The sequence below is a fragment of the Janthinobacterium sp. PC23-8 genome, from assembly GCF_002250505.1.
Taxonomy (GTDB): Bacteria; Pseudomonadota; Gammaproteobacteria; order Burkholderiales; family Burkholderiaceae_D; genus Janthinobacterium.
In genome coordinates, this window is sequence record NZ_NJGY01000001.1 from 870,256 (window position 1) to 895,529 (window position 25,274).

The 25,274-nt window shown below is 61.4% G+C and carries 22 protein-coding genes and 1 pseudogene; 14 read left to right on the plus strand and 9 right to left on the minus strand.

Going from position 1 to position 25,274, the window contains the following annotated elements:
• Positions 1-7: 7 nt before the first annotated feature.
• Together tssG and tssF are read right to left on the minus strand one after the other, a co-directional pair.
• The gene (gene tssG / locus CD932_RS03760) at positions 8-1,018 is read right to left on the minus strand and encodes a type VI secretion system baseplate subunit TssG (protein WP_176460871.1); all 1,011 of its coding nucleotides are present in this window, start codon (positions 1,016-1,018) and stop codon (positions 8-10) included.
• Positions 1,015-2,862 carry a type VI secretion system baseplate subunit TssF gene (tssF, locus tag CD932_RS03765; protein WP_094441455.1) on the minus strand — a complete coding sequence of 616 codons (1,848 nt, stop codon included), beginning with the start codon at positions 2,860-2,862 and terminating at the stop codon, positions 1,015-1,017. The genes tssG and tssF overlap by 4 nt, the downstream gene beginning before the upstream one ends.
• Before the next feature lie 205 nt (positions 2,863-3,067).
• Here tssF and CD932_RS03770 point away from each other — a divergent pair, with 205 nt between their 5' ends.
• From CD932_RS03770 to CD932_RS03780, 4 genes are all read left to right on the plus strand, one after another.
• Entirely contained in the window at positions 3,068-5,305 is a 2,238-nt protein-coding gene (locus tag CD932_RS03770; RefSeq protein WP_094441456.1) for a serine/threonine-protein kinase, read from the plus strand.
• Positions 5,302-5,859, plus strand: a complete 558-nt coding sequence (locus CD932_RS28030; RefSeq protein WP_141213171.1) for a hypothetical protein — start codon at positions 5,302-5,304, stop codon at positions 5,857-5,859. The genes CD932_RS03770 and CD932_RS28030 overlap by 4 nt, the downstream gene beginning before the upstream one ends.
• Before the next feature lie 297 nt (positions 5,860-6,156).
• Positions 6,157-6,936, plus strand: a complete 780-nt coding sequence (locus tag CD932_RS03775) for a transporter (protein ID WP_141213172.1) — start codon at positions 6,157-6,159, stop codon at positions 6,934-6,936.
• Complete coding sequence (locus tag CD932_RS03780; RefSeq protein WP_254926447.1) at positions 6,930-7,616, plus strand: HipA domain-containing protein; 687 nt, start codon at positions 6,930-6,932, stop codon at positions 7,614-7,616. Before CD932_RS03775 ends, CD932_RS03780 begins: the two co-directional genes overlap by 7 nt.
• A gap of 97 nt (positions 7,617-7,713) precedes the next feature.
• Here the strand turns inward: CD932_RS03780 and CD932_RS03785 are convergent, their stop codons facing one another.
• From CD932_RS03785 to CD932_RS03800, 4 genes are read right to left on the minus strand one after another with little or no spacing between them, the layout of a single operon-like run.
• Positions 7,714-8,439 carry a TorF family putative porin gene (locus tag CD932_RS03785; RefSeq protein ID WP_176460873.1) on the minus strand — a complete coding sequence of 242 codons (726 nt, stop codon included), beginning with the start codon at positions 8,437-8,439 and terminating at the stop codon, positions 7,714-7,716.
• Positions 8,391-9,692 carry a S8 family serine peptidase gene (locus CD932_RS03790; protein ID WP_094441459.1) on the minus strand — a complete coding sequence of 434 codons (1,302 nt, stop codon included), beginning with the start codon at positions 9,690-9,692 and terminating at the stop codon, positions 8,391-8,393. The genes CD932_RS03785 and CD932_RS03790 overlap by 49 nt, the downstream gene beginning before the upstream one ends.
• Positions 9,689-10,324 (minus strand): zf-HC2 domain-containing protein, encoded by a 636-nt coding sequence (locus CD932_RS03795; RefSeq protein WP_094441460.1) that lies wholly within the window; start codon positions 10,322-10,324, stop codon positions 9,689-9,691. Before CD932_RS03795 ends, CD932_RS03790 begins: the two co-directional genes overlap by 4 nt.
• Entirely contained in the window at positions 10,321-10,890 is a 570-nt protein-coding gene (locus CD932_RS03800) for an RNA polymerase sigma factor (RefSeq protein WP_094441461.1), read from the minus strand. Before CD932_RS03800 ends, CD932_RS03795 begins: the two co-directional genes overlap by 4 nt.
• Before the next feature lie 145 nt (positions 10,891-11,035).
• Here CD932_RS03800 and mrtJ point away from each other — a divergent pair, with 145 nt between their 5' ends.
• From mrtJ to CD932_RS03855, 9 genes are all read left to right on the plus strand, one after another.
• On the plus strand, positions 11,036-11,404 hold the full coding sequence (gene mrtJ / locus CD932_RS03805) for a JDVT-CTERM system glutamic-type intramembrane protease (protein WP_254926448.1): 369 nt from the start codon (positions 11,036-11,038) through the stop codon (positions 11,402-11,404).
• 28 nt (positions 11,405-11,432) lie between these two features.
• Complete coding sequence (locus CD932_RS03810; protein WP_369679806.1) at positions 11,433-14,060, plus strand: choice-of-anchor D domain-containing protein; 2,628 nt, start codon at positions 11,433-11,435, stop codon at positions 14,058-14,060.
• Positions 14,057-14,290, plus strand: coding sequence for a DUF4266 domain-containing protein (locus CD932_RS03820; RefSeq protein ID WP_094441462.1), 234 nt, complete (start codon positions 14,057-14,059; stop codon positions 14,288-14,290). Before CD932_RS03810 ends, CD932_RS03820 begins: the two co-directional genes overlap by 4 nt.
• An 11-nt stretch (positions 14,291-14,301) precedes the next feature.
• Positions 14,302-15,435, plus strand: coding sequence for a DUF3570 domain-containing protein (locus tag CD932_RS03825; protein ID WP_094441463.1), 1,134 nt, complete (start codon positions 14,302-14,304; stop codon positions 15,433-15,435).
• On the plus strand, positions 15,429-16,325 hold the full coding sequence (locus tag CD932_RS03830) for an FAD:protein FMN transferase (RefSeq protein ID WP_254926449.1): 897 nt from the start codon (positions 15,429-15,431) through the stop codon (positions 16,323-16,325). Before CD932_RS03825 ends, CD932_RS03830 begins: the two co-directional genes overlap by 7 nt.
• Positions 16,322-18,133, plus strand: a complete 1,812-nt coding sequence (gene dsbD / locus CD932_RS03835) for a protein-disulfide reductase DsbD (RefSeq protein ID WP_094441464.1) — start codon at positions 16,322-16,324, stop codon at positions 18,131-18,133. The genes CD932_RS03830 and dsbD overlap by 4 nt, the downstream gene beginning before the upstream one ends.
• Before the next feature lie 11 nt (positions 18,134-18,144).
• Positions 18,145-19,101, plus strand: a complete 957-nt coding sequence (gene trxB, locus CD932_RS03840) for a thioredoxin-disulfide reductase (RefSeq protein WP_094441465.1) — start codon at positions 18,145-18,147, stop codon at positions 19,099-19,101.
• Positions 19,102-19,346: 245 nt separating this feature from the next.
• Positions 19,347-19,592, plus strand: a complete 246-nt coding sequence (locus CD932_RS03850; RefSeq protein WP_094441467.1) for a hypothetical protein — start codon at positions 19,347-19,349, stop codon at positions 19,590-19,592.
• Positions 19,593-19,597: 5 nt separating this feature from the next.
• Positions 19,598-19,816: an AlpA family transcriptional regulator gene (locus CD932_RS03855; protein WP_094441468.1), complete on the plus strand. Its 219-nt coding sequence runs from the start codon at positions 19,598-19,600 to the stop codon at positions 19,814-19,816.
• A gap of 623 nt (positions 19,817-20,439) precedes the next feature.
• Here CD932_RS03855 and CD932_RS28035 read toward each other — a convergent pair.
• Both CD932_RS28035 and CD932_RS03860 read right to left on the minus strand, forming a co-directional pair.
• Positions 20,440-21,939, minus strand: a complete 1,500-nt coding sequence (locus CD932_RS28035) for a hypothetical protein (protein ID WP_141213174.1) — start codon at positions 21,937-21,939, stop codon at positions 20,440-20,442.
• Between the two features lie 439 nt (positions 21,940-22,378).
• Positions 22,379-23,293 (minus strand): hypothetical protein, encoded by a 915-nt coding sequence (locus CD932_RS03860; RefSeq protein ID WP_141213175.1) that lies wholly within the window; start codon positions 23,291-23,293, stop codon positions 22,379-22,381.
• A 221-nt stretch (positions 23,294-23,514) separates the two neighbouring features.
• On the opposite strand from CD932_RS03860, the pseudogene CD932_RS03865 reads away from it, so the two are divergent.
• Positions 23,515-24,852, plus strand: a pseudogene (locus CD932_RS03865) (IS4 family transposase).
• Position 24,853: 1 nt separating this feature from the next.
• Here the strand turns inward: CD932_RS03865 and CD932_RS03870 are convergent.
• Positions 24,854-25,039 (minus strand): hypothetical protein, encoded by a 186-nt coding sequence (locus tag CD932_RS03870; protein WP_094441470.1) that lies wholly within the window; start codon positions 25,037-25,039, stop codon positions 24,854-24,856.
• Between the last annotated feature and the right edge of the window lie 235 nt (positions 25,040-25,274).

Consider the following 25,274-nt stretch of genomic DNA (forward strand, 5'->3'; position numbering starts at 1 on the left):
TGCTATCTCAGGCGGAACCATCAAAACGGAGTTCGTAATGCATGTCGTCGCGATCCATCGGCGACGGCGCGCCCAGCAAGAAGGCATGCTGGCCCAGGCAGGCGCCGTCCGCCCCGTTCAATGTGCAGCCGCGCACGGCGTCGCGGTGCAGCACCAGCCGCACCTCGAAGCTGACGCACGGCAAGCCGAACAGCGCCAGCATCTGGCGCAGGGCAACGGCGCCCGGCCGGCCTGGCAGGAAGTCGTCATATTGCTCGCGCGACAAGGGGCCTAATACCAGGCGCAGGCGCAGGTCGGCGCGCCGGCAGCGCTCGCCCAGCATGGCGCCGCCGCCCAGCACGGCATTGGCGCCGGCCAGCCGCGTGTGCTCGTGCGGCGCGCGGACGGCCCAGACGGGAATAAACCGTTTCAGCCGCACCGGCACGCCAAAATAATCAATCAGCACCGCCTGCATCACTTCGGCCGTGGCCGGCCGGTGGCGCAGCAGGGCCGCATAATGGGCCGGCACATGCGCCGGCAAAGCGTCGGGCGCTGGCTCCAGCGCATCTGGCGCCATGCCGGCCAGCGCCAGTTGCAGCGGCAAAAAGTCGCCGCCATCAGCATCGCCCTGGCATTCGATGCGGTAGCGGGCCCAGGCCTGGTAAAACAGGCTCAGCGCGCGCTGCGACAGGCCATCGAGCCAGGCGCGCGGGCCGTCGTCGCCGGTGTCGCGCTCATGGCGGTCGATGGCGTCGCTGTAATGCAGCGGCAAGTTGCCGTGCAGGCCAATAAAACCGATCATCGCCGCGCGCACATGAAAGCGGCCCTCGTCATCGACCCAGCAGTGTTCGATCTGGCCGGGCGCAAACGCCAGGCTGGCGCTGCCGTGCAGGCACAGGCCACGCTCGAAGACCTGGTCCGCGTCCAGTCCCTGCCGCGCCAGCCAGGCCGCCAGCAGGCGCAGCGCCTGGAAAAAATCGAAGCGCCCGGGCTGCGCCAGCAGCTGGGCGATCAAATCAGGGATAACGTCAGGGATCACATCAGGGTCTGGCGTCCATTGCGGGGCAGGCAACACAGCAACTCCTTTCCATTCTGGTGCGACAGCACGATCAAGCGCGTATAGCTGGCAAGGTGGACATAGAGCCCAAGGAAATGTTCGATCACTTGCGCAAACGCATGCAGGCCGCTGCCGGCATAGGCGTCCTCGTCCACCGTCAGCAATACCTCGATGCCGAACACCAGGCTGCCGCCCGCCTCGTCGGCCAGCCAGGTGCTGGCCGGGCGCTGGCGCAAGCCGGTGATGCCGGCGATCTGGAGCGCAGCGCTGCCAGATCCCCGCAAGTTGTACAGTTCCAGCATTTGCCTGAAAACCGGCAGGCCCTGCTGGCCCAGCGACTGGTGGTTCAGCGACAGCTGGGCAATCAAGCGCCAGTGGGCCGGCGCGCCCGAGGCAAAACGGCAGGGCGCGCCCGGTTTGCGCAGCAGGCGCACCGGCAGGCTGCTGGCCGGCCCTTCATGGCGCAGGTCGCCGCCTGGCGCGCCATAAGTCATGCGGGTCGGCAATTCGCGGTTGCTGCAGGTGAGATTGATCGACACCGTCTGCGTGGTGTCGTGCAGCGGCGCCATGGCGCTGTCGACAAAGGCGATGCGCATCTCGTAGCCCGGGTGGCTCTGCGCCATGGCCTCGTCGCGCCGCGTCACCCAATATTTGCCCAGCCGCCCGCCGGCCTCGCCGTGGCGCATCGAATACAAGGGCACATAAGCGTCCAGCGTGGCGCCCTGCGCGCTGCTGCCAAGCACGCGCACGCTGTCGACGCTGTAGATATCGTAGCAACCGGCTTGCCGCACCGACGGCAGCAGCGGATAGTCGGCGCTGGTGTGCGTCAGGCGTATCGGATTGGCGGCCTGGGCAAACAGATTGACGACCGGCGTGCAGCCGGTCAGCAGGTTGCGTGCAGACAATGGCCGCAAGATGCGCGCGATGGACGAATCGGCATGCACGTCGGCCAGCAGCAGGTGCACGGTGCAGCGGCGGCAATCGTCGGGCAGCAGGGCCTGGACGGCGGCCAGGTCGAGGTCGATAAAGTTGAATTTTTCGGGATAGGCAAAGTATTCGGTCAGCAGGCGATAGGCCGGGTGCGCAGTGGCCGGGAACGGGATCAGGGCCTCGCAGGGCGCAAAGCCGACCGGCATGACGGGGACCTGTTCCAGCGCCAGCCAGCGCCGCGCGCCGACGCCATCGACCATTTCAACGCAGGCGCCGCGCACATGCAGGAACAGGGCGTCGCGCAGGGTGGCGGACAAGGCCGGTTCGCCGTCGAGAAACAAACGCAGCGAGGGCACGGCCACATCGCGCAGCGCTTGCACCGCGCCGCTCGCTTCGATGCCGATGCTGATGGCCGAGCCGAATTCGCCGGGCAGGCACAGCGCGGGTGGCGCCGCCAGCGTGGTGTGAAAACGCACCTCGGGCAGGCGCAGCGGCGCCACCGTCACATCCCAGGCCGTGCTGAACTTGCAGGCCACGCCCTGCTGTTCCTGCCCGTGCATGACAGTGTCGCGTGGAATCACGACCGGCCCGACATCGCCATGGCCGTCGCTGTCGATGCGGGCAATCGAGCACGATGGAAACGGCCGCAGATAATGCGGGAAATTCACGTCCAGGAGGGTGTCGCTGAATTGGCCGAATGCATCGTCGAGCCGCTTGGCCGTGCGCGCATTGAACATGGCGCAGGCCTGCAACAGGCGCGCCAGGTGCGGATCGCCCGGTTCGCCGCCAGCCAGGCCAAGCGCGCCGGCCAGCGCCGGATAGCGCCGCGCGAACGCCTGGTTATGCGCGCCCAGCGTGCCCAGTTCACGCTCGTAATACTGCAGCAACTTGTCCATGACTGCCCTTTCCCATGCCAGGTTTCCCTTGCATTATTGGTGCAGTGGCGGCTGTCAAAGTTGCGTTTAAACAAGTTTCTGGCAAGCGCATGAACATCTTGCATGGCAACTCTTCTTCATTTTCTATCAATAGGAATTGACTTATTCGAAACAATCGTTTTAAATCAGGACGTTACTCAAAATCACTTATTGCACATCACGCCCTATGGAACTGCTCGATCCGGTGCAGCAAGCTGCACCACAAGGCGACACGCTCAGCGCGCACTACGAAGTGCGCCGGCTGCTGGGCGAAGGCGGTTTTGGCCATGTGTATGAAGCGTGGGATGCCAAGCTGTGCCGCAGCGTGGCGCTCAAGCGCCTCAAGCAGCAGGCCGACATGTTGCATCCGGAAAAGCTGCTCAACGAGGCACGCCTGGCGGCCTCGCTGCGCCACGCCGCCTTCGTGCGCATCTTCTCGATCGACGGCGACGGCAAGAGCCAGTCCATCGTGATGGAACTGGTCGAAGGCCAGACCCTGGGGCAAGTGATGCACGCCGCGCCCATGTCGCTCGACACCGCGCTCGATATCGTCTGCCAGATCGCCGACGCCATGGACGAAGCGCACGCCATGGACCTGGTGCACGGCGACCTGAAACCGTCGAACCTGATGCTCGAAGCAAACGGCAAGGTGCGCATCCTCGACTTCGGCCTGGCGCGCCAGCTGGACCCGCAAGCGACCCAAACCACCGCTCTGTGCGACCTGCAGGGAACCATCGCCTACATGGCGCCCGAGCGCCTGGCGGGCCGCCTGCCCGACACGCGCAGCGATATCTACGCGCTCGGCGCCATGCTGTACGAAATGCTGGCCGGCCAGCGCCCGTTCGCGCACCTGAACGGCCTGGCCCTGGCCGCCGCCCACATGCAATCGAACGCCGTCTGGCCCGCCATGCCGGCCACGGTGCCGCCAGCCATAGCCGCCCTGGTGCGCTCGATGACGGCGCATGATCCGATGGAGCGGCCGAGGACCATGCGCGATGTGCGCGAGGCGATTGCGACGCAGCGCAGCGGCTCAGGCACTTCGCCTGTGCCGTCAGCGGAGACTAAGTTGCCGCCGGAAACACCCTCCAGCGTCGCCATTCGCCTGCCAATTCCGCGCAAACGGACCTTGCAAATCGGTGCCGGGTTCGTCCTGCTGGCGCTGGTAGCAGCATGGCAATGGCCAAACATGGAGCCTGCAGTGAAAGCTTTCGTCGCAGGCAAAAAGGTGCAAGCGCCATATTCGGAGATAGCCAGCATGGCTGCGGGGATGGAAGCGTTGCGGGTGTTTGATCGAGATACCAGCCAGGCCGAGGCGATTCAGCACTTCACAACTATAATAAAGCACAATCCGGACAGTGCTGCTGCGACTGCAGGATTGTCGCTAGCATATAGCCTGCGCTATATAGGCAATGGCCGCGATGATACTTGGCTACAACGGGCCGATGCCAGTGCTCAGCAAGCACTCATGATAGACAACCAGTTGGCGCTGTCACATGTTGCTCATGCATGGGTCCTTGATCTTCAAGGCAAGCGCGACGCGGCAATGATGGCGACCACTGTAGCGCTTAATCTCGATCCTCATAACATCTTGGGATTAGCGGGAAAAGCACGTTTGCTGATTCAGGCAAACAAATTTGATCTGGCTCGCTTTGCTCTCGACGAGGCGATGACGACCTATCCGGCTGAGCGGCTGTTCCCTATGCTATTGGGGATGATGCATTACCGTCAAGCGGATTACGAAAGAGCTGAGCAAGCTTTTCGTACGAGCATAAAACTTGATCCACAATCACCAAATGCATACGCTTATCTCAATGCAGTTCTGCTACGCCTGAATCGCAATGATGAGGCATTGCAGGTACTGCAGCAAGGTTTGCAATTAGGACCTTATTGGGAGCTCTACAGCAACCTTGGAACCTCCTTGTTCGCAAAAGGCGATTATCTGGGTGCAGTAAAGGCTTTTGAAAACGCCGTATCCGCCAGCAAGGGTAGCCCTGGAATTTACATGCTTTGGGCAAATCTGGCAGATGCACAACGATGGATTCCTGCCCTTGAAAAAGACTCGCTACATTCGTACCGACGTGCCATATCATTACTAAACCCAATGCTGGCGCGCATGCCCGATGACGCCACACTTAATTCACGCATGGCGCTGTATTTAGCTTATGTAGGTGAGAAAAAAAAATCCTTGCTACACATGCGTCAAGCGATTGCCATCTCGCCTGACGGTGCAGATGTGAGTTTCAGAGCTGCGCTCACTTACGAATTGCTAAAAAACCGGGATGACGCAGTGCAAATGCTGCAAAAATCTTCCCGACTAGGATATCCACTCAACCTGATTGAATCGGCACCCGATCTTTTGAACCTGCGGCGAGATTCTCGCTATCAGCAATTTCTTATCAACCTGAAAAGAGACAGTGAAAAATGACACTTGTAAGCCCTTGGATGAAATTATCCGTGCATTTCGATGCAAACCAGATCACCAATCAACTTGACTATAGCTTTACCTCGTGCGACGGAACGGCAGACCCACGCCATGGTCCCTATATGGGTGGCGTTCATTTTCAGAAAGGCCAACACGTTTATTTCGATGTGACCTGCTGTGGCTCGAAGGAAAGCGGTTTTAGCGGCTTTCAAATCATCGACTGCTGCATTATCAGCGTACCTCAATTGACACAGATCGGACCAAAAGTCCCTACCGTATACGCGCCGCCGTCACCTTTCCTGCAAGCCGTCGGAGCTACCTACAATCTGCCGCTGGATTTCGAATCCCAATTACTACCACAAGACCCTGCATTACCGGATCTGCGCCGTATCCGTCAGGAATGGAAGCACACGCTGGACGTCGGTCATGCGAACGGCCGTTGGGAGCTTTCCTTTGTAATCACCGTGCGCATTACACGTGGTGAAGGCGAACAGCCTGAGCTGCGCGTGTTCTCGTTTGATCCGGAAAGCTCAGTTGGCGGCTCGATCGCCATTTAAGTCTGCATCCGATAGAGCATGGATTATCTGCGATGTTAAACCATGCTCAAATAGCTTTTGCTCAGTTTCGGCAATCTATATCACGCAATCTTTGCACTTATGGAGAGACGGCCAGCATGCCATCCACCGGCATTGCCGCTACAAGTGTTTTCGCCACAGCGGCTGATGACTGAGTCCATAGAGGCATTGCATTGAGTGGTAGTACCGAATAATTGCCTTGCCATCGCCTCTGCGGTTAAAGTCCCAGCTATGCGACAATCGCCGCACAGCTGCCTTGACCCACCCGAAAGCCCACCCATGTCCTTCCCGAAACCATTCCCCCGCCTTGCCCTGCTTTGCCTGTGCATCGCCACCACCTCCGCACACGCCCAGCAAGCCCCTGACGATGCGGTCACGCCATATCGCCCCTCGGTATCCAGCCCGGCACAGCTGCCGGTGCCGGGGCAGCTGGAACTGGAGCTCGGTGGCCTGCAGACCAAACTGGACAATGACCGCCGGGGCAGCCTGCCCTATACCGTCAAGCTGGCGTTCAACGAGGCGTGGGGTGTGGTGATCGGGGGCGAGGCTTTTGTTTCCGAACGTGATGGGGGCAAGCCGCGCAATCAGGGGCTGGGCGACACGATCATTGAACTCAAGCACGCTTTTCTGGTCAGCCCGGCCACGGCCTTTGGCGTGGAACTGGCCGCCAAGGTGCCGACGGCGCGCAAGGTGATCGGCAGCGGCAAGGCGGATTACAGCGTCAATGGCATCTACAGCCAGGATCTCGCCAGCGTGCATATGGACAGCAATCTGAATTTCACGCGCCTGGGCGCCGTCGATGCGGACACAGGGCGGGTGCAGACGGGCGCGTCGGTATCCTTGTCACTGCCGCTTGATGCACATTGGGGCGCGACGGGCGAGCTGTCGGGCACGCGCCGCTCGAACGCGAACAGCACTGCCCAGGTGCTTGTCGCCACCACCTACAGCCCGAGCAAACGGCTGGCGATCGATATCGGCTTTGCGCACGGACTCAATCGCGCCTCACCCAAGTGGTCGCTGTTCAGCGGTTTCGTGATGCCGCTCTCGCGCCTGTGGTAGCGCCTGCACCACGATACGGCATTGAGCTATCGCCAATCTACCTGAAACTGCGCAAAGTGGCCTATTCGGATTTTCCGAACAGCCAATACAACTTGCCGGGCTTGATTGCCGATGCATTGCCTGACGGCTGGGGCCGGCTCTTGATGGATCGCTGCTTCCAAAAAGATGGTCGCGACCCGGCCGGCATTTCACCGCTGGATCGACTGGCGTTCATCAGTGACCGTGCCATGGGTGCGCTGGTATTTACCCCACCCGATGCCTTGAGCCATGATCCCGACTATCGAGAGTCGCGCGTGCTGGCCGAAGGCGCGCAGGCGGTGTTGGCCGGCCAGGAGACAGCTACCCTGGCACAACTGGCACTGAGCGGTGCTTCGCCTCACGGCGCGCGGCCAAAGGTTCTGGTTCAGTATAACGCCGCCACAGGACAGGTCAGCACTGACCGCGCGGCGTCTGGCGCGCCATGGCTGGTCAAATTTCAGGCCCAGGGTGAGGCGAAGGAAGTCTGTGCCATCGAGACAGTGTATGCCAGCATGGCGAAGAAATGCGAGCTGGACATGCCCGCCACGAAATACTTCGACTTGACGCCGAAGTTGGCCGGCTTCGGGATCGAGCGCTTTGATCATCAACGCAGCATGCTGGTGCCGACCTTGAGCCTGGCCGCTTTACTCGATAGCATTTAAAAATTTCTGATCGCGTGCATGGCGGTCGGATGACATTCACCTGATGCTTATCGCAGAGCAGGCCAATATTCTGAAGGCAATAAATCTACGCCCGGCGTCAAAATGCCCGCGCCACCGTGACGACAAATTGATGGCGCCAGTCGCCATCGGCCGTGGTCGTGGCGGCACTGTAGCGGCCGCTGGCGGTCCCGCTGCGCAGGCGCGTAAAGTCCAGCGAGACTTGCGCCTGCCAGCCCTGGTGGCCGGTGGCCAGGCCGATACGCGCTTCGGCGCGGCGGCTCAGCGCGTTATCGCGCGAGTAGAGATAGCCGCCGTGCCAGAACGCCTGCAAGCGCTGCGCCAGCATCGCGCCGCCATTGAGCTCTCCATACAGGGTGCGTTCGCCGAAACCGAGGTAATCGGGCGAGTAATGCAGCCGTGCACTGAACTTGCTGCCTGCCAGGCCGACATAGACCTCGCGAAAGCTCCAGTTGGAATTGTTCGGGAAAGCATAGGCGCTCACGCCGGTCTCCCACGATAGGCCGGACGGCAGGCGCTGTGCATAGCCCGCGTAGCCGCTCCACTGCGCGCTGCGGTGTGGTTCGCCCACCAGTTGCCCGGTTACCACCTGCCCGCCGGCAAACCAGCCGGCCGTGCCGTCATAATTGAGTGCGAGGCGCGCCACCGGTTTATCGTCACTGAGCGAGATGCCGCGATACAGATAGTTGGAGAGCAGACCCGCACTGCCGTTTAACTGAGCCTGCGCAGCAGGCGCCACCAGCCAGGGCAGGACGCTCAGGGCGAGCGTGCGTAGTGGCTGCGGGTACCGGGTTGACACGCGCATGAGCATTTTCCTGAAATGCGGAGGATGGTGGCACACAGATCGATGCCGGTCAACGGCGCGCTGCCCTGGTTCAGGACGATGGCCTCGCGCAGCCGCCCTGCTGCCAGTTGCGGCTTGAGTTCTTCCAGCAGCGCCAGCATGCCCGAGACATGGGCTGCGGCATACGACGACCCGGCCACCACGCCCCAGCGTCCGCCCGGCATGGTGGTGGGAATGTCGCGGCCCGGCGCCAGCAGCGCGTGCACGCCAGCGCGCGGCGCGGCGCCGTCGGACGCCACCGCGAACACGCCCGGCGTATTGGCCGGGAAGCCGCCATCGGGCCGCGCCGGATCGACCGCGCCGACCACGCGGATGCCGCGCGCCTGCGCCAGCTCCACCAGTTGCAGCAGCAGCCTGTCCTGCGGCCCGGACAGGCTGAGATTAATGATTTGCGCACCGTTCGACAGCGCAAAGTTCAGCGCTTTGGCCAGCGTGAAGCTGTTGCAGCGGGTGGCGCTGGCGCTTTGCCAGCAGGCGCGCAGCGCCATCAGCCGTGCGTCCGGCGCCACGCCTTCGATGCCGACGCCGTTGCCGGCGCGCGCGGCGATCACTCCGGCCACCGCCGTGCCGTGCAATTCAGCCACGTATTTCTGGTTGTCGACGAAGTTTTCTTCGACCACCACCTGGCCCGCCAGGTCCGGATGGTCGCTCTCGATGCCGCTGTCCACCACGGCCACCATCACCTTGCGTCCGGTGGCAAGCTTGCGTACCTGGTCCAGCTGCCAGGGGCCGGCGGCCGGCTGCATGCGGTACAGGGGATCGCTGCCGCCTTGCGCGGCGAAATCCTGGATCAGCTGTGCCCACTCGATGCGGCGGTCGCGCGACAAGGCCTCCAGCACCGCCGCAGCAGCCACGCCTGCGGGCAGGCGCATGCGGTAGCAATCGATGCTCAGCGCGGGCATGGCCCAGTCCTCCATCACTTCCAGCTGGTGCTCCTCGGCCACGGCGGCGGCGATACGCTGGCGCGCGGCGCGGCCGGCGTCGTCGCGGTAGTTGGCGCTGCCGTAGCTGTCGGCACGGTAGTGCGGGGCCGGCAGGTGGAACATGACCAGGATTTCGGCGCTGCCGGCTGCCGCAGGCGCCTGGGATGCCTGGGCTGCGTCGTCGGGCGCATCGGCCGCCGACACGATGCGTGGCAAGTCCATGCCTGACTGCGGCTGCGCCATCGCAGCGCCGGCCAGCAGGTACAGAGCCAGTGCCAGGGCGCGCATCATGGCGCTCTGCCCGCTGTCAGCGATTCGGCGGTTTCCACCGACGGATCGGCGCGCAATGCCGCCAGCAATTGCGCCTGGCGGCCCGGCTCCACATCGAGCATGTAGGCGCCGGTGACGGTGGGGCCGCCGATGATCTGGGCGCCGTTGGCCTGCAGGATGCGCTGCACGTCCTGCAGGCGCGCTTCAAGCTTGAAGACGACCAGCATGTCCGGCGTCGACGCCGGGCCGCGCCCCAGCGCCTGGTAAGCCGGCGCTTCGTCGCGTGGCAGCAGCTGCACCGCCACCAGCACGGCAATCGCGGCAAACTGCGCGCCCATGGCCCAGCCTTGCCAGCCTGCCGCTCCCAGCCAGGCGCGCAGGCGCTGGCCCAGAGCGGGCGAGGCAGCGGGCGACTCCAGTTGCGGCATCAGGCGCGCCAGCGCGCGCTCCGGGTCCAGCCCTGCGGGAAGCGGGCCTTCCATTTCCAGCAGCTTGCGCTGCCAGGCCAGATCTTCGCGGCAGACGGCGCAGCCGCGCAGGTGTTCCTGCATGCGCTCGGCTTCCGCCTCGCCCAGCGCACCGGATGCATACCAGGGCAGCAAATCCTGCAGCGCCTGGTGCTCGGTATCGCTCATTGTGCTTGGGGTACTCATTGCATCTCTTCCCTATGATCGGACAGCATATCCTTCAGCTTTTGCCGCGCGTGGAACATGCGCGTTTTTACGGTGTTCACCGGGCAGCCCATGGTCTCGGCGATTTCCTGATACGCCATGCCGTGGTAATAAGTGAGGCTGACCACCACCCGCTGTTCCACCGGCAGCGTATCGAGCGCCCGGCTGACGCCGCGCTGCAACTGGCGCGCCGCCAGCGCATGCTCCGGCTGGCACTCCGCCGCACCCAACTGATCCTCCGGCTGCTCCAGCGGTTCATCCAGTCTGCGCAGCGCCTTCAACCCCTGCCGATAGGCGATGCCAAACACCCAGGTGGACAGCTTGCAGCTGCCGTCAAAGGTATCGGCCTTCTGCCACACCACCAGCATGGTGTCGTTGATGATCTCTTCGATCAGCGGCACATTGCGAGTCAGGCGGTCCAGAAACCGCGCCAGACGGGAAAAATAGGCGCGATACAGGGCCTGGAAGGCGAGCCTGTCGCCATTCCTTATCCGCCCCACCAAGGCCATTTCATCCAGCTCGTCCAGCCCAACCACCCCAATGCGCATGCAAATTCTCCTCTGACCCGGTACATACCCGGCCGAAGAAAAAAGGTTCTACGCAAACGCAAAAATATATTTCTCACCGGATATTGAACCACTTTGGCACGGGCAGGTATAGACCGCAAGAACATTAACGGATTACCCAGCCAGCGTGCTTGCCTTTTCCCCCTCCCTGTTTTGCGGCCCGGCCCTGCTGTTGCCGGACCTGGCCACCGTGGCGCGCCTGTTGCTGCTCGCGCCCGTGCTCGAAGAGTGGATCATGCGCGCCGGCTTGCAGGAGTGGCTGTTGCGTCGGACCTCGCCCATGCCAGCGCTGCTGGCCAGCGCCGCCGTCTTCAGCACCCTGCATCTGGGATCGGGTCTGGCGGCAGCGGCGCTGGTGTTCTGGCCCGGGCTGTTGTTTGGCGCAGTGTACCAGCGCTGGCGGGACTGGCGCCTGTGCGTGCTGGCGCATGGCTTGTGCAATTGCTTCGCGATCACTGTTTGTGGATCTGTTTTTGTACCGCATTTTGCACCCTGATTTGTACCTTGAGCTGATTGGAGAACCAATGAAAAGAATTCGACCGCCCCACGGCCGTGCGTTATACGCGGCCGGCATATGGGCCTTGCTGGCGCTGGCGCCATCGGCGCAAGCCGCCGATGCGCTGAACGGCAAGAACCTGTACCTGAACGGCCCGGTATCGGGCGGCACCTCCTGCGCTTCCTGCCACGGCGCGTCACCGGCGAGCAACGTGAACGGCATCCGCGCGGCGGCCAACAATCCCGGCGTGATCAGCAACGCCTTCGCCGCCAACCGTGGCGGCATGGGCTCTCTTTTCAACGGCAAGTTCAGCGCGGCGGAAATTGCCGACCTGGCGGCCTTTATCGGCAATCCGGACGTGACCTCCGCGCCGGCGGCAACGCTGGCGCCGACCTCGCTGGCCTTCGGCGGCACCACCGTCGGCCAGGCCGGCACGGCCCTGAGCACGACACTGACCAACAGCGGCAACGCGGCGCTCAGTATCAGCGCGGTGGCCGTGGGCGGCGCCAACCCGGGCGACTTCTCCATCAGTGGCGGCAACTGCGCCGCCGGCGCCAGCGTGGCGGCAGGCGCCAGCTGCAATGTGCAACTGGTGTTCCGTCCGACCGGCGCCGGTGCGCGTGGCGCGGCGCTCAATATCAGCCACAACGCCACCGGCGGCACCAGCAGCGTGGCGCTGAGCGGCACCGGCAATGCGCTCGCCACCGCCACCGTTGCGCTGTCCGCGAGCTCACTGAACTTCGGCGCCATGCTGACCGGCAGCGCTTCGCCCGCACAGAGCATCACCGTCAACAACGCCGGCCAGGCGGCGCTGAACTTGACCGGCATCAGCCTGTCCGGCGTCAATGCCGCCATCTTCACACTGGGCGGCAGCTGCGCCACCGCCACCGCCGTACCAGCAGGCGGCAGCTGCACCGTGACGGTAGTGGCCACGCCGACCACGGCCGGCGCGTTTTCAGCAAGTCTGAATCTGGCCTCGAACGCCAGCAATGGCAGCATCGCGGTCGGCCTGGCGGGCAGCGCCAGCACGGCGGCGCCTGCGCTGTCGGCCAATCCGACTGCGCTCTCCTTCGGCGCGCAGACCATCGGCGCCAGCGCCACCACGCAAACCGTGGCCATCACCAACAATGGCAACGTGCCGGTGACCTTTACCAGCGTCGCCGTCAGCGGCGCAGCGTCGGTGACCATCGGCAGCGGCGGCTGCGCCGGTACGCTGGCGGTAGCGGCCAGCTGCAATGTGCCGCTGGCCTTCGCGCCCACCGCGCAAGGCAGTGTGAACGCCACACTGCTGCTGCGCTCCAACGCGGCCGACGTGTCGGTGGCCGTCACCGGTTCCGGCACCACGGCCGCCGTGGCGCGCCCTGCGCTGTCTGAAACCGGACCAGTCGCTTTTGCCGATACGCAGGTGGGCCAGCAGGCCGGTGCGCACCGCACCACGCTGAGCAACAATGGCAGCGCCGCGCTGAAAATCACCACCCTGGCACTGGGCGGCAGCAATCCGGGCGACTTCGCACTGGCCGGCACCTGCGCCGTTGGCGGCAGCGTCAGCCCCGGCGCCAGCTGCACCATCGACTCCAGCTTCAAGCCTGCCGCCACTGGCGAGCGCAGCGCCGACCTGGTGCTGATGACCGAAGGCGGCGCACAATTGAGCCTGCGCCTGAATGGCAATGGCCTGGCCGTGCCAACCACCACGCCTTCCCTGAGCACCAATCCGCAAGCCTTCGACTTCGGCAGCGCCACTGTCGGCGATACCGGTCCGCTCAAGCGCTTCACGCTGACCAATAGCGGCAGCGCGGCGCTGACCATCAACAGCGCGACCTTCAGCGGCCCCTACGCCGTCGCCACCGACACCAAGGCCTGCGGCGCATTCCCGCTGACGCTGGCCGCCGGCGCCTCGTGCGAGCTGCCGGTGCGCTTCACGCCGACCACCGCAGGCGCTGCCAACGGCAACGTCACGCTGCAAGCGGCTGGCGCCAGCTGGACCATCGCACTGAGCGGCCAGGGCGCGGCATCGGTCGTCGTCAGCGGCCAGTCGCAGAACCGTGGTGGTGGCGGCTGCTCCGCCGCCCAGGATGGCAATGATCCGATGCTGGCGCTGCTGGTGTTGCTGGCAGCCGGTGTGCTGGTATGGCGCCGCCGCAAGCCGCGCGCGGCCGCCGTGGCCGGCACGCTGGCCAGCGTCGCCGCTTGCGCCATGTTCTCGCTGCCAGCGCCAGCGTCCGCGCTGGAAGCGGGCACACAAGCGCCCGCCTTCACGCTGAGCGGCCCGGATGGCGCCGTCAAGCTCGATCAGTACCGGGGCAAACTGGTGTACCTCGATTTCTGGGCCTCGTGGTGCGGTCCCTGCCGCCAGTCCTTCCCGTGGATGAACGAGATGCAGGCGCGCTACGGCAGCCAGGGTTTGCAAATCGTCGGCATCAATGTGGACGCCAAGGCCGATGATGCGCGCAACTTCCTCGGCACCACGCCGGCCCGCTTTGCCGTCGCCTTCGATCCCAGCGGCACCACGCCGCGCGCCTATGGCGTCAAGGGCATGCCCAGCAGCGTGCTGATAGGCCCGGACGGCAAGGTGCTGTATGAGCACAGCGGCTTTCGTGCCGCCGATCGCGAAGCGCTGGAAAGCCGCATCAAGACTGCACTGGGAGCGCTGAAATGAAGACGCGCAATTTGATACGAACCGTGCTCGCGCTGTGCGCCACCGTGGCCGGCTTGTCCGGCTGCGCGCTGCCAGCGGTGCAGCCCTGGGAAAAAGGCCAGTTGGCGCGTCCGGACATGCTGATCCAGGGCGATGGACTCGCCACCCGCTTCAATGAACACATCTACGCCAGCAAGGAAGCCGCCTCCGGCGGCAGCGCGGTTGGCGGCGGCGGCTGCGGCTGCAACTGACAAGGACTACCATGGATCAAAACAAACAACCTTCGGTAGGACAAGCACTGCTGGCAGCGGCCATGCTGCTGCCAGCAGCGGTGCACGCCGAGACGCCGCCCGAGCGCGCCGCCATCAGCGTCAAATACCTGGACTACAAGGAAAACCAGTCGGGCCTGGACCGGATTCGGGTACACGCCCCGTCCATCTCGGTGCTGGCACCGGTGGCAGGAGACTGGGCCATCGCCGCCAGCGCGACCACCGACGATGTCTCCGGCGCTTCGCCACGCTACCATACGGCGGTATCAGGCGCCTCGCGCATGAGCGATCTGCGCAAGGCGGGCGATGTCGCCGTCACGCGCTATCTGCCCGGCGGCACCGTCAGCGTGGGCGCGGCCTTCTCCACCGAGCATGACTACCGCTCGCGCGCCCTGTCGCTGCAAGGCACGGTAAACAGCGAAGACAAGAACACCACCTGGGCCTTCGGCGTGGGCGGTTCGGACGACGCCATCAATCCGGTCAACCACATCGTCACCAATGAAGGCCGCCAGACCGTGAACCTGCTGGCCGGCGTGACGCACGTGTTTACGCCGGTCGATATCGGCCAGCTCACCTACACCCACAGCAGCGGCCATGGTTATTACTCCGATCCGTACAAGCTGGTCGACAACCGTCCGCGCAAGCGCGATCAGGATACCCTGCTGGCACTGTGGAACCACCGATTCGTGGGCCTTGATGCCACCAGCCGCTTGAGCTACCGCTATTACCGCGACTCCTTCGGCGTCAGCGCCCATACGCTGTCGGCGGAGTGGGTGCAATCGCTGGCCGGCGGCTGGACGCTCACGCCAGCGCTGCGCCTGTATTCGCAGCGCGCGGCGAACTTCTATTTCGACCCGGTGTACGACGCCAGGACCGGTGCGCCCTTCCCGCCCGGCTATGTGTTTGGCGGCTCGGCCTTTACCTCGGCCGACCAGCGCCTGTCCGGGTTTGGCGCCGTCACGGCCGGCGTCAAGGTCGCCAAGCAGATCAACCAGGACTGGAGCGTGGATCTGAAGCTGGAGCGCTATGAGCAGCGCGGCGCCTGGCGCGCGTTCGGCAACGGCAGTCCGGGCCTGGCGCCGCTGCACGCCACCAGTATGCAAATCGGTTTCACGCGACTGTGGTAGGCGACATCCACAGCGTCGCCTTCACGGCCATGGGCAGCAGCTGCGACATTCGCGTGGCGGCTGAACATGGCGATGCGGCGCGCCTGATCGCCGCACCGGCCATCGCCGAAGTACGCCGGATTGAAAACAAATATACACGCTACCGCAGCGACAGCATTATCAGCCACATCAATGCCGCCGCAGGGCTGTCAGCGGTGGAGTGCGACGATGAGACGGCAGCGCTGCTGGCCTATGCCGACCGGCTGCATGCCGCCAGCGAGGGTCTGTTCGACATCACTTCCGGCGTGCTGCGCAAGGTCTGGGATTTCCGCAGCGGCGGCCTGCCCCAGCCCAGCGCCTTGAACGCGTTGCTGCCCCTGGTCGGCTGGAACAAAGTCGTGCACGGCAATGCCTCGGTGTTTCTGCCCCTGCAGGGCATGGAACTCGATTTCGGCGGATTCGGCAAGGAGTACGCCGTCGACCAGGCGGCCGGGGTGCTGGCAAATATGGGCGTGGAGCACGGCTACGTGAACCTGGGCGGCGACATGCGCTTTCTCGGACCGCGTGCCGATGGCGCTGCGTGGAGCATCGGCATCCAGGACCCGCGCGACATGGCGAGCACGGTCGCGAGCCTGCCGATCAGCCGGGGCGCGCTGGCCACCAGCGGTGATTACGAACGTTTTATTGAAGTCGATGGCCGGCGCTACTGCCATGTGCTCGATCCGTACACCGGCATGCCGGTGTCGTACTGGCGCTCGATCAGTGTGGTGGCGCCGCTGGCGATCACCGCTGGCAGCTGCACCACCACCGCCATGCTGATGGAGGAAGACGGACTCGATTTTCTCGACCGTTGCGGCATGGGCTATCTGGCCATCGACCAGCAAGGACAAATTTTTAGGAGAACCCCATGAAATCTATTTTTAACTGGCTGTGCGCGCTGATGCTGGCGGCCTGGCTGCCGTTTGCGGCGGCGGCGGACTTTCTGCCGCCCGAGCAGGCGTTTGTGTTGAAGGCTGAACTGCGCGATGCGCATACCGTCGCGTTGCGCTGGGCCATCCCGCCCGGCTATCACCTGTATCGCGAGCGGCTGTCCTTCACCGGCCCCGGCGTGGGCCAGCCGCAGCTGCCTGCGGGGAAGAGCAAGTTCGATGAGAACTTCGGCAAGGAGATGGAAACTTATTACACCTCGCTCGCCCTGGACGTACCGGTCAGCGGCACTGCACCGTTTGATCTGACGCTCGGCTACCAGGGCTGTGCCGACGCGGGACTGTGCTATCCGCCCGTGGTGCTGACCTACACCGTCAATCCGGCAGCGCCCGGCGTGCTGACCGCGAAGACTGTCGATGATGCTGGCGCACCTGCCGCCACCGCGTCCACCAAGCCGGCAAAGGCCGCCGCACCGGCGGCCGCCGAGGATGACACCTCGCTCGCCCAGCGCACCTTGCAAAGCGGCAGCCTGTGGCGCATCGGCGGTGCTTTCCTGATCTTCGGCCTGCTGCTGTCCTTCACGCCCTGCGTGCTGCCGATGGTGCCCATCCTGTCCTCCATCATCGTCGGCGAAGGTGGCGTAACACGCAGGCGCGGCCTGCTGCTGGCCGCCGCCTACAGTCTGGGCATGGCGCTGATCTACACCGCGCTCGGCGTGGCGGCGGGCCTGGCCGGTGAAGGCCTGGCCGGCGCCCTGCAAAAACCCTGGGTGCTGCTGACCTTTGGCGCGCTGCTGTTCGCCCTGGCCCTGTCCATGTTCGACGTCTACCAGTTACAGCTGCCCGGTTCCCTGCAAAGCCGCCTGAGCGAATCGAGCGGACGCCAGAGCGGTGGCAAGCTGGCCGGCGTCTTCGTCATGGGGGCATTATCCGCGCTGATCGTCGGCCCCTGCGTGGCGGGACCGCTGGCCGGCGCCCTGCTCTACATCAGCAAGACCGGCAATGCCGCCACCGGCGGCTGGGCCCTGTTCTCCATGGCCACCGGCATGAGCGTACCGCTGCTGCTGACGGGCCTGTCGGCTGGCAGCCTGCTGCCGCGCGCCGGGGCCTGGATGAACAACGTCAAAAAAGTCTTCGGCCTGCTGCTGATCGCGGTGGCAATCTGGATGATCGGCCCGGTACTGTCGGTCACGGCCAGCATGGCGCTGTGGGGCGTATTCGCCATCCTGTGCGCGACCTTCCTGCTTGCCGGCACAGCGCTGCCGAAAGGCGCGGGCATCGGCGCCTACGCCGCCAGGGCGCTGGGCGTGGTAATGCTGCTGGCCGGTCTGTTTGAACTGGTTGGCGCCGCCAGCTCGGGCACCGATGTGCTGCAGCCGCTGGCGCATCTGCGCGGCGGCGGCGCGGTGGCCGGCGCCACGACGGGCGCGCATGACGGCCCGCGCTTCACCCGTATCCGCACTGTCGCCGAGCTCGATAAGGTGCTGGCCAGCGCCGGCAAACCGGTCATGCTCGACTTCTACGCCGACTGGTGCGTGGCCTGCAAGGAGATGGAGCGCATGACCTTCTCCGACGGTCGCGTCGCCACCGCCATGGGCGCCATGCAGCTGATCCAGGTCGATGTCACCGCCAACAATGCCGACGACCGCGCGCTGATGAAGCGCTTCGAGCTGTTCGGGCCACCCGGCATCATCATGTTCGATGCCAGTGGCAAGGAAGTGCCGCAAGCGCGCGTGATCGGCTTCATGCCACCCGAAACCTTCGTGCGCCAACTGCAGCGCACCGCCACTTGACAGGAGCTTGCATGAACCACCACCGTCTCCTTATCCTCGGTTCCGGCCCTGCCGGCTACTCGGCCGCCGTGTACGCGGCGCGCGCCAACCTGCAGCCGACGCTGATCACCGGCATCGAACAGGGCGGCCAGCTGATGACCACCACCGACGTCGAAAACTGGCCCGCCGATCCGCTCGGCGTGCAGGGCCCGGAACTGATGGAACGCTTCCGCCAGCACGCCGAACGCTTCGGCACGCGCATGGTGTTCGACCATATCCACACCGCCCATCTGGAAGAAAAGCCGATCCGTCTGGTCGGTGATGGCGGCCAATACACCTGCGACGCGCTGATCATCGCCACCGGCGCCTCGGCCCAGTACCTGGGACTGCCGTCCGAGCAAGCGTATATGGGACGCGGCGTGTCAGCCTGCGCTACCTGCGACGGCTTCTTCTATCGTGGCCGTGAAGTTGCCGTCATCGGCGGCGGCAATACGGCGGTGGAGGAAGCGCTGTATCTGTCGACTATCGCCTCGCGCGTGACGCTGGTACACCGGCGCGTCACATTCCGCGCCGAGCCGATACTGGTCGACCGCCTGATGGCGAAGGTGGAGCAGGGCGCCATTGTGCTGAAACTCAATGCCAGCTTGCACGAAGTATGCGGCGATGACAGCGGCGTGACGGGCGTCACCCTGCGGCGCCAGGATGGCGAGCTGGAACAACTGCCCGTGCACGGCGTGTTTGTCGCCATCGGCCACAAGCCGAACACCGGCATCTTCGAAGGTCAACTGGCCATGCACAATGGCTATCTGCGTACCCGCAGCGGCGCCGAGGGCATGGCGACCGCCACCTCCATCCCCGGCGTATTCGCCGCCGGCGATGTGCAGGACCATATCTACCGCCAGGCCATCACCAGCGCCGGCACCGGCTGCATGGCAGCGCTCGATGCACAGCGTTACCTGGAGTCTGCGCAGATGCCAGTCGCACGGTAAGGCGGTCGCTGGCGGCCTGGATAACGTCGCCCAGCGGCACTTCCAGCCAGCGAAAGAAGGCAGCGCCGGCCGCAAGGCTGGCGCCCCAGGCCGCCAGCCTGCCAACCACCCGCCAGCGCGGCGCTCGCGCGCAGGTTGAAGACACGGGAACGTGAACCCTCAGCCGCCGGCATATCGCCACTGGCCCGGCATCGCCTGGTCGCCGAGATCGAGCGCCTGGACCGGACAAAGAAAAAGGAAGAGGAATGATCAGCCGCGAATTCCGGCGCATTCTGCGTAGCTTGGAAATACACCTCGCCAACCAGGTCGAGCAGCGCGAGGACAAAGCCATCGCCGCGCACATGGCGGACGTCAGCGCCTCACTCGGCAAGCCGCCAAAACGGCGCCAGGGCCGCGCCGAGACCATGCCCTACCGCCTGCGTATCGCCGTCGCGTTCGCATCGCTGGCCAGCGCCCTGTTCAGCCTGTACTGGTGGTATCCCTATCAATGAGAAGCATGATAAAACCGATTTACGTTGATCTTCCAGGCGTGGCCAGCCTGGTTACGCTGGCCACGGCAACAATCCAGCGGATGGTGCGAGAAGGCGGGTTCCCGAAACCACGACAGCTCTCCGCCAACCGGGTCGCGTGGCTGTTGCGCGAAGTTGAGGAGTGGGCGGAGGAGCGCCCAGTTTCTGAGATTCCGCCGCCGGCGCGCAGCAGCAGGCAGAAATAATGCTGCTGAGCAAAACTGGCTATTCTTGCCAACTGGATTGTCGCTGCCTTCATGAACCCGACTACTAATGGCGTCTCAATCAGGACAGTGATTTTCTGTTTGGAAAGTCTCGTGTATTGAGTGACGCGAAGGGCCGCTATCACTCGAAGCAGACGTTCGCCATAACCAGCTTACCGCTCAGCTTCAGGTAGACCCTGAGAACACAAACTCGAAATGCGTCACCTCGGCAGGCGAATCAAGCATATCCCGCAGCATTACAGGAAGAGGCGGTAGGTCGTCCCATGACCAGCTGGCACTCCACTCGGAGTGTGGTTGAAGACGTCCATCGCTGTGTAAGGTAAAGCCATCGTATCCATGCAGATGGCATCTCTGTTTGATAACCGCCCGCAAGCACTGCTCTGCGTTTGCCCTTGCGATCAGAGTTACGCCACCGTGAACCAGATGTGGGAAGCTCCACTTGTGTAGTAGTTGTCGTTGGTTCATGTTGCGGCAACCCTTGAATGAAGCACCTATTGAAGATCCGATCCTGGCATTGGATTCAAATGGCCTCAGCACCTTGCGTAGGCCTGCAATATTTTAGATTTGCGCCGCGGCATTTCCTCTTTACCCAATTCATTAGTAAGCTAAGCGTTTTTTTTAGCGGCCGTAGGCGGTAGTGTAAACGCGCTCCCTTTTTTACTTCTTGCTTTTTTGACGCCGGAATTAACGACCGCTGCGGCTTCTTTTTCAGTCGTTGAAGCAGTAGAAGGGACAACCGAGAAATAAGTGTCTCCATAGATACTTTCATAAGTAGCATAAAATTCCGGACGTTCTTTGAATTTATGGAAAAGAGGCCAAGCATGGTAGGAATGCTGATCAATTATTTCGCCGTTCTTACCGATACTTTTCATTAGCTCTACGGCTTCATCAAAGCGATCATTCAAAACGTGCAAAGCAAGCTTAAAATCCCTATATGTAGCAGTCCAATCAATACTGTTTAGAATTTTTCTTGCGTCGTCAAAACGATCACTAAACTTTAATGCTATAGAGACATTGATTACTCGAATTCTTAAGTCAATATCTGAGATATTTTTCTTCATCGGCTCCGATAATGAAAATTCGCCCAACTCAGCCGCAGTCTTCCATCTTTTGTCCTCCAAGCAGCTATAAAGGCTGTTATTTAAAGAGGAATGTAAATCGTTAGCTTCGCCAGGGAATATTTTTGACCAAAGTGTGTGACATAGCATGTATCCGAGCTTAGACATCACTTGCGTGGCTCTTGCAAAGTATTCAAAATTCATTTCCAAAACTTGACCAACTTCGGGTTTGGCAACGAAAACATAACTCTCTCTTGTACACACTGAGATGTATTGATCATTGATCATTCCATCATTGTGAGTAAATATATTACGCCTCTGGCTCAATTCAACAAATTCAGGCCATTCTGAGAATTTTCGTAAAGTGAGGTTGAATTTTTTTTCTAGCTGTGCAAATTGCTCGACATAGCTGTCACGCCGGAAGGTTTCGATTTCCTTATCCAACATTGCTTGCTTTACCGCATCAATATCTGGATAGGCCAGTAGATCCGAAAGAGATATTTCTCTGGATATGCCTTTAAGTAACTCAGAGTTCCTACCGTAAACTGCTTTCAGCAAAAGTCCGGTGAATGCGTCAAATTCACAGAACATTTGCATAAATAAACTACGCGCTAAAACCTCAACCGCCTTGCTATTTATCAAATCATCAATATTTTTAACAGCACCAGTGAACTCAGCGAAATCCCTCGCTTTTTCTAGGGTAATGTCTTCATCGTGCCCCACATCATCTGGAAAAAAGCGAGAAAGGCTTTTTTGAGCTTTGGCAATTTCTTCAGAGAACCATCCAGTTAGATGGGGCATAACGATATTAACTGTTTGGAGTATGTCCCTCATATTCGCCAAGTAGTCTTGAATTACTTTCTCAAGCGGATGGTCCGAGCTATATCTTGGGGCACGCGGGGCTTCAGTCTTTTCGTTTTTTACCAATATCTCAGTCTTCGATCTATCGATAGGCAAAGGATGATCTAATTTGGTCGACGCTTTTTTCCCGGAGGTTATAATTTTTTTGTCTTCTTTTTTATTTTTACGATCATCTTCGGCTAACATTATTTCTCCGGATATAAAAAATTTCGGCCTCTGCTTTTCGGCACAAGTCTCCACATACACAACACGGCAGATACGAATCTATTCGCCTACGTAATACTTGAGTCTCGTCAAACATGCATTCTTCACCTTTGCAAATTACATCAATCTACTTGTGATTTTGATTTGCAAATCATTCACCCCCTCACTTCCAGCCCCCCAATATCGGAACCAGATACCTTTAGTGCTTTAGTTTTTTTGCAGAGCCAAAAAATCCCCAAAATATTCAATTTTTTATATAGGAGGCGATTTTCATGGGACGGCAGCTAATGCCCGATAGTGGCACAAAAGCATACGGGATTGCCAAGCAGTAAATCTCCACACATTATCGCTCTGCTGTAAATGGCAGCTTCTGGCCGAATACGCGCGCGAGGCCCGTGTGCACGCAGTTCCTGCTAAATTTTCAGTTTTTTTTGTACTCAGCTATGCCATCGCAGAAGTACGAGATAGCGTCAGTCAAGTTTCTACACTGGTTGAAGAAAGAATCAACAAAAATCTCGCCAGTCTTCCCCTTGAGATCCACTAGGTGAGCGGCCTTCTGCCGTTCTCCTCCAAGCTTCTTGATTGCCGTTGTGAGCTTGTGTTCAATCGCAGCTAGGCTCTCCATGTCCTCAACCAGCTGCTTGGCGCTCTTAGGACGATTGCTCTCTTTATGTATGAAGTCCTGAGCCACGCTACCGAAGGTCTCAATCATGAAGGGTTTGATTTTGCTGACCTGCAGACTATCGTTCCCGATCAGCTTGAAGAGTTCACTGCATGCCTCCGTATAGGCGCGCTCAGTGTTCTCCGCTGGGACATGGATTAGCTTGTTAGCCGTCCTGGCCAACAGATCAAAGCCCAGCTTGTCATTCATACTTACCACGGCCGCTTTGAAGTCTGAGAGCGGGTCGTCAAACTCATGCCATGCCCCTTCAAATATCACGTGGGCGTACTTCACAAACCCTTCATCGTTCCTCATGAGCATCGGACTGCGGATCTCGTGGCCGTGCCAATACCTCTGCTCGTCGGCATAGAGCTTCTTCATATCAACTAGCAGAGGAACCACACAACGGCTCCCATCATCCAACCTCCTGCGTCCGCAGGTGATGTCAAAGTATCGCTCTCTGTCCTCGCCTATGTACTCTACTTCCACCGAAGAGAAGGTGTCTTTGACGCGGTATTCGGCTGGATCTCTTAGATATCGTTGTAGAACCGCCTCATCGAAATACAGGAAGCTGTAGGGCTGCGACCCCTTCATAATCCGTTCTTCATAGATGGGGTAGCTTTCCCGCGCCATCCCAGCTTTATGAAACGACTCCGTGAGAACATCCTTTTTCACAAACACGACGTGGCACACAACAGGGGTGAACGTAAATGAGCCTCCACCAATCGGAATGCTGATCTCGTTAAGCTGCGCATGACGGTTTAGGGCATATCGTTATACACAAGTCGGCAGGCGTCCCACGCGCCGCCCTGAAAGTCGTTAACTTTCAAGGACTTACCTGAGGGGCTTGTAAACTTTGCCGAGATCGCGTTTACTCTTTGACTTTGGGTGACGCATTGACCAAGGTATCGAGCCGCTGGACGGAGCAAGAGTTTGCTGGACTGGACTTGGGCGATGCTCGCCTCGACAAACGAGCGAGAACACTGATGGAACGATTTACGGCAAAGCCGACGGCGAGCATTCCCGAGGCCTGCGACAGTTGGAGCGAAACCTGCGCGGCCTACCGCTTTCTCGCCAATGATGATGTGTCTTGGGAGGCCATCCTGGCCCCGCATTGGGAGCGTACCCGCGAGCGCATGCAGGCCCATCCTGTCGTGCTGTGCATCCAGGACACGACCGAACTCGATTTCAACGGCCAGGAAGCGGAGGGGCTTGGGCCGCTGAACTATGAGGCACGGCGCGGCATGTACCTGCATCCGACCTACGCCGTCACGCCGACACGCGAACCGCTCGGCGTGCTCGATGCCTGGATGTGGGCGCGCGCGAAGCGCGGCAAGGACGGCGTACGTCCCGGACAGAAATAAATCGCGCGCTGGATCGAGGGTTACGAACGCGTGGCCGAGATGGCCGCGACGTTGGCCGGCACACGGCTGGTGTACGTGGCCGACCGCGAGGCCGACGTAGTGGCGTTGATGCGTCGCGCGCGTGACTTGGACACGCCGGCCGACTGGCTGGTGCGCGCCACACACAACCGCAGTGTGGACGACGGCGAAAAGCTGTGGGAGTACACTTGCAGCGGTACGGCCCTGGGGGAAATCAGCTTCACCATGCCGGCCCGCGAAGATCAGAAGGCGCGTGCTGTGCGCCAACAACTGTGGGCCCGGCAGGGCGAGATTGCCGACGGCAAAGGCGGGCGCCTGGGCGTGACCTGCGTGGTGGCGCGCGAAGTGGGCGCGCCGGCCGGCAGCGAGCCGGTCGAATGGCGCCTGCTGACCAATCGGCCCATCGAGACGGTCGAGCAAGCCGTCGAATTGATCGAGTGGTACCGGGCGCGCTGGGAGATCGAGATTTATTTCCATGTGATCAAAAATGGTTGCAAGGTCGAAGCGCTGCAGCTATCGGCCATCGACCGCATCGAGCGGGCGCTGGCCTTGTTCATGGTGGTCGCCTGGCGCATCACCTTTCTGATGCGGATGGGCAGGACCTGCCCCGATCTCGATGCCGCGCTGTTCTTCGATCCTGACGAGATTCGTGGCGTCCATTTGCTGACCAAGAAGAAGATGCCAGCCTCGCCGCCCACCTTGAACGAGATCGTCCGCCTGATCGCCCAAGTCGGCGGCTTCCTCGGTCGGAAAAGCGACGGAGAACCCGGCGTCAAAACCATCTGGCGCGGATTGAGTCAAGTTCACGCCGCAGCCGAAACATTACGCGCACTGCGCGATGGGCTTGGCTGACTTATGTATAACGATATGGGTTTAGGGACACCAGACCATCAGCTTCAAGCCTCTCTGCCGCCTTCATCACACTGTCAGGATTGGCTTTGATCTTGCGAGCTATAGTGCGAGTGTCGATCGAAGCTTGGTGCTTGAGCCATTGCTGTACTGCGAAGTCCAAAACCTTTTGATAGAGAGGCTTTGCCATCAGAGACAATCCTTTTTACGCTGAAACACTGTTTCCCTATTCTTAAACACGTCAATTGTCCGCACTTGGCCGAACCAAGACGGTAGCGGTAGTTGCCGAGCATAACATCTTGCCGCCCCTAAAAATACTCGGAATCTCACAACTTTAAGTACAGTGACTCTAATTAACACCTACGAGATGAGATCGAGTGGCCGGGAGGGAAAATAAAATGCCCGCCATCTGGCACCTCCCGGTG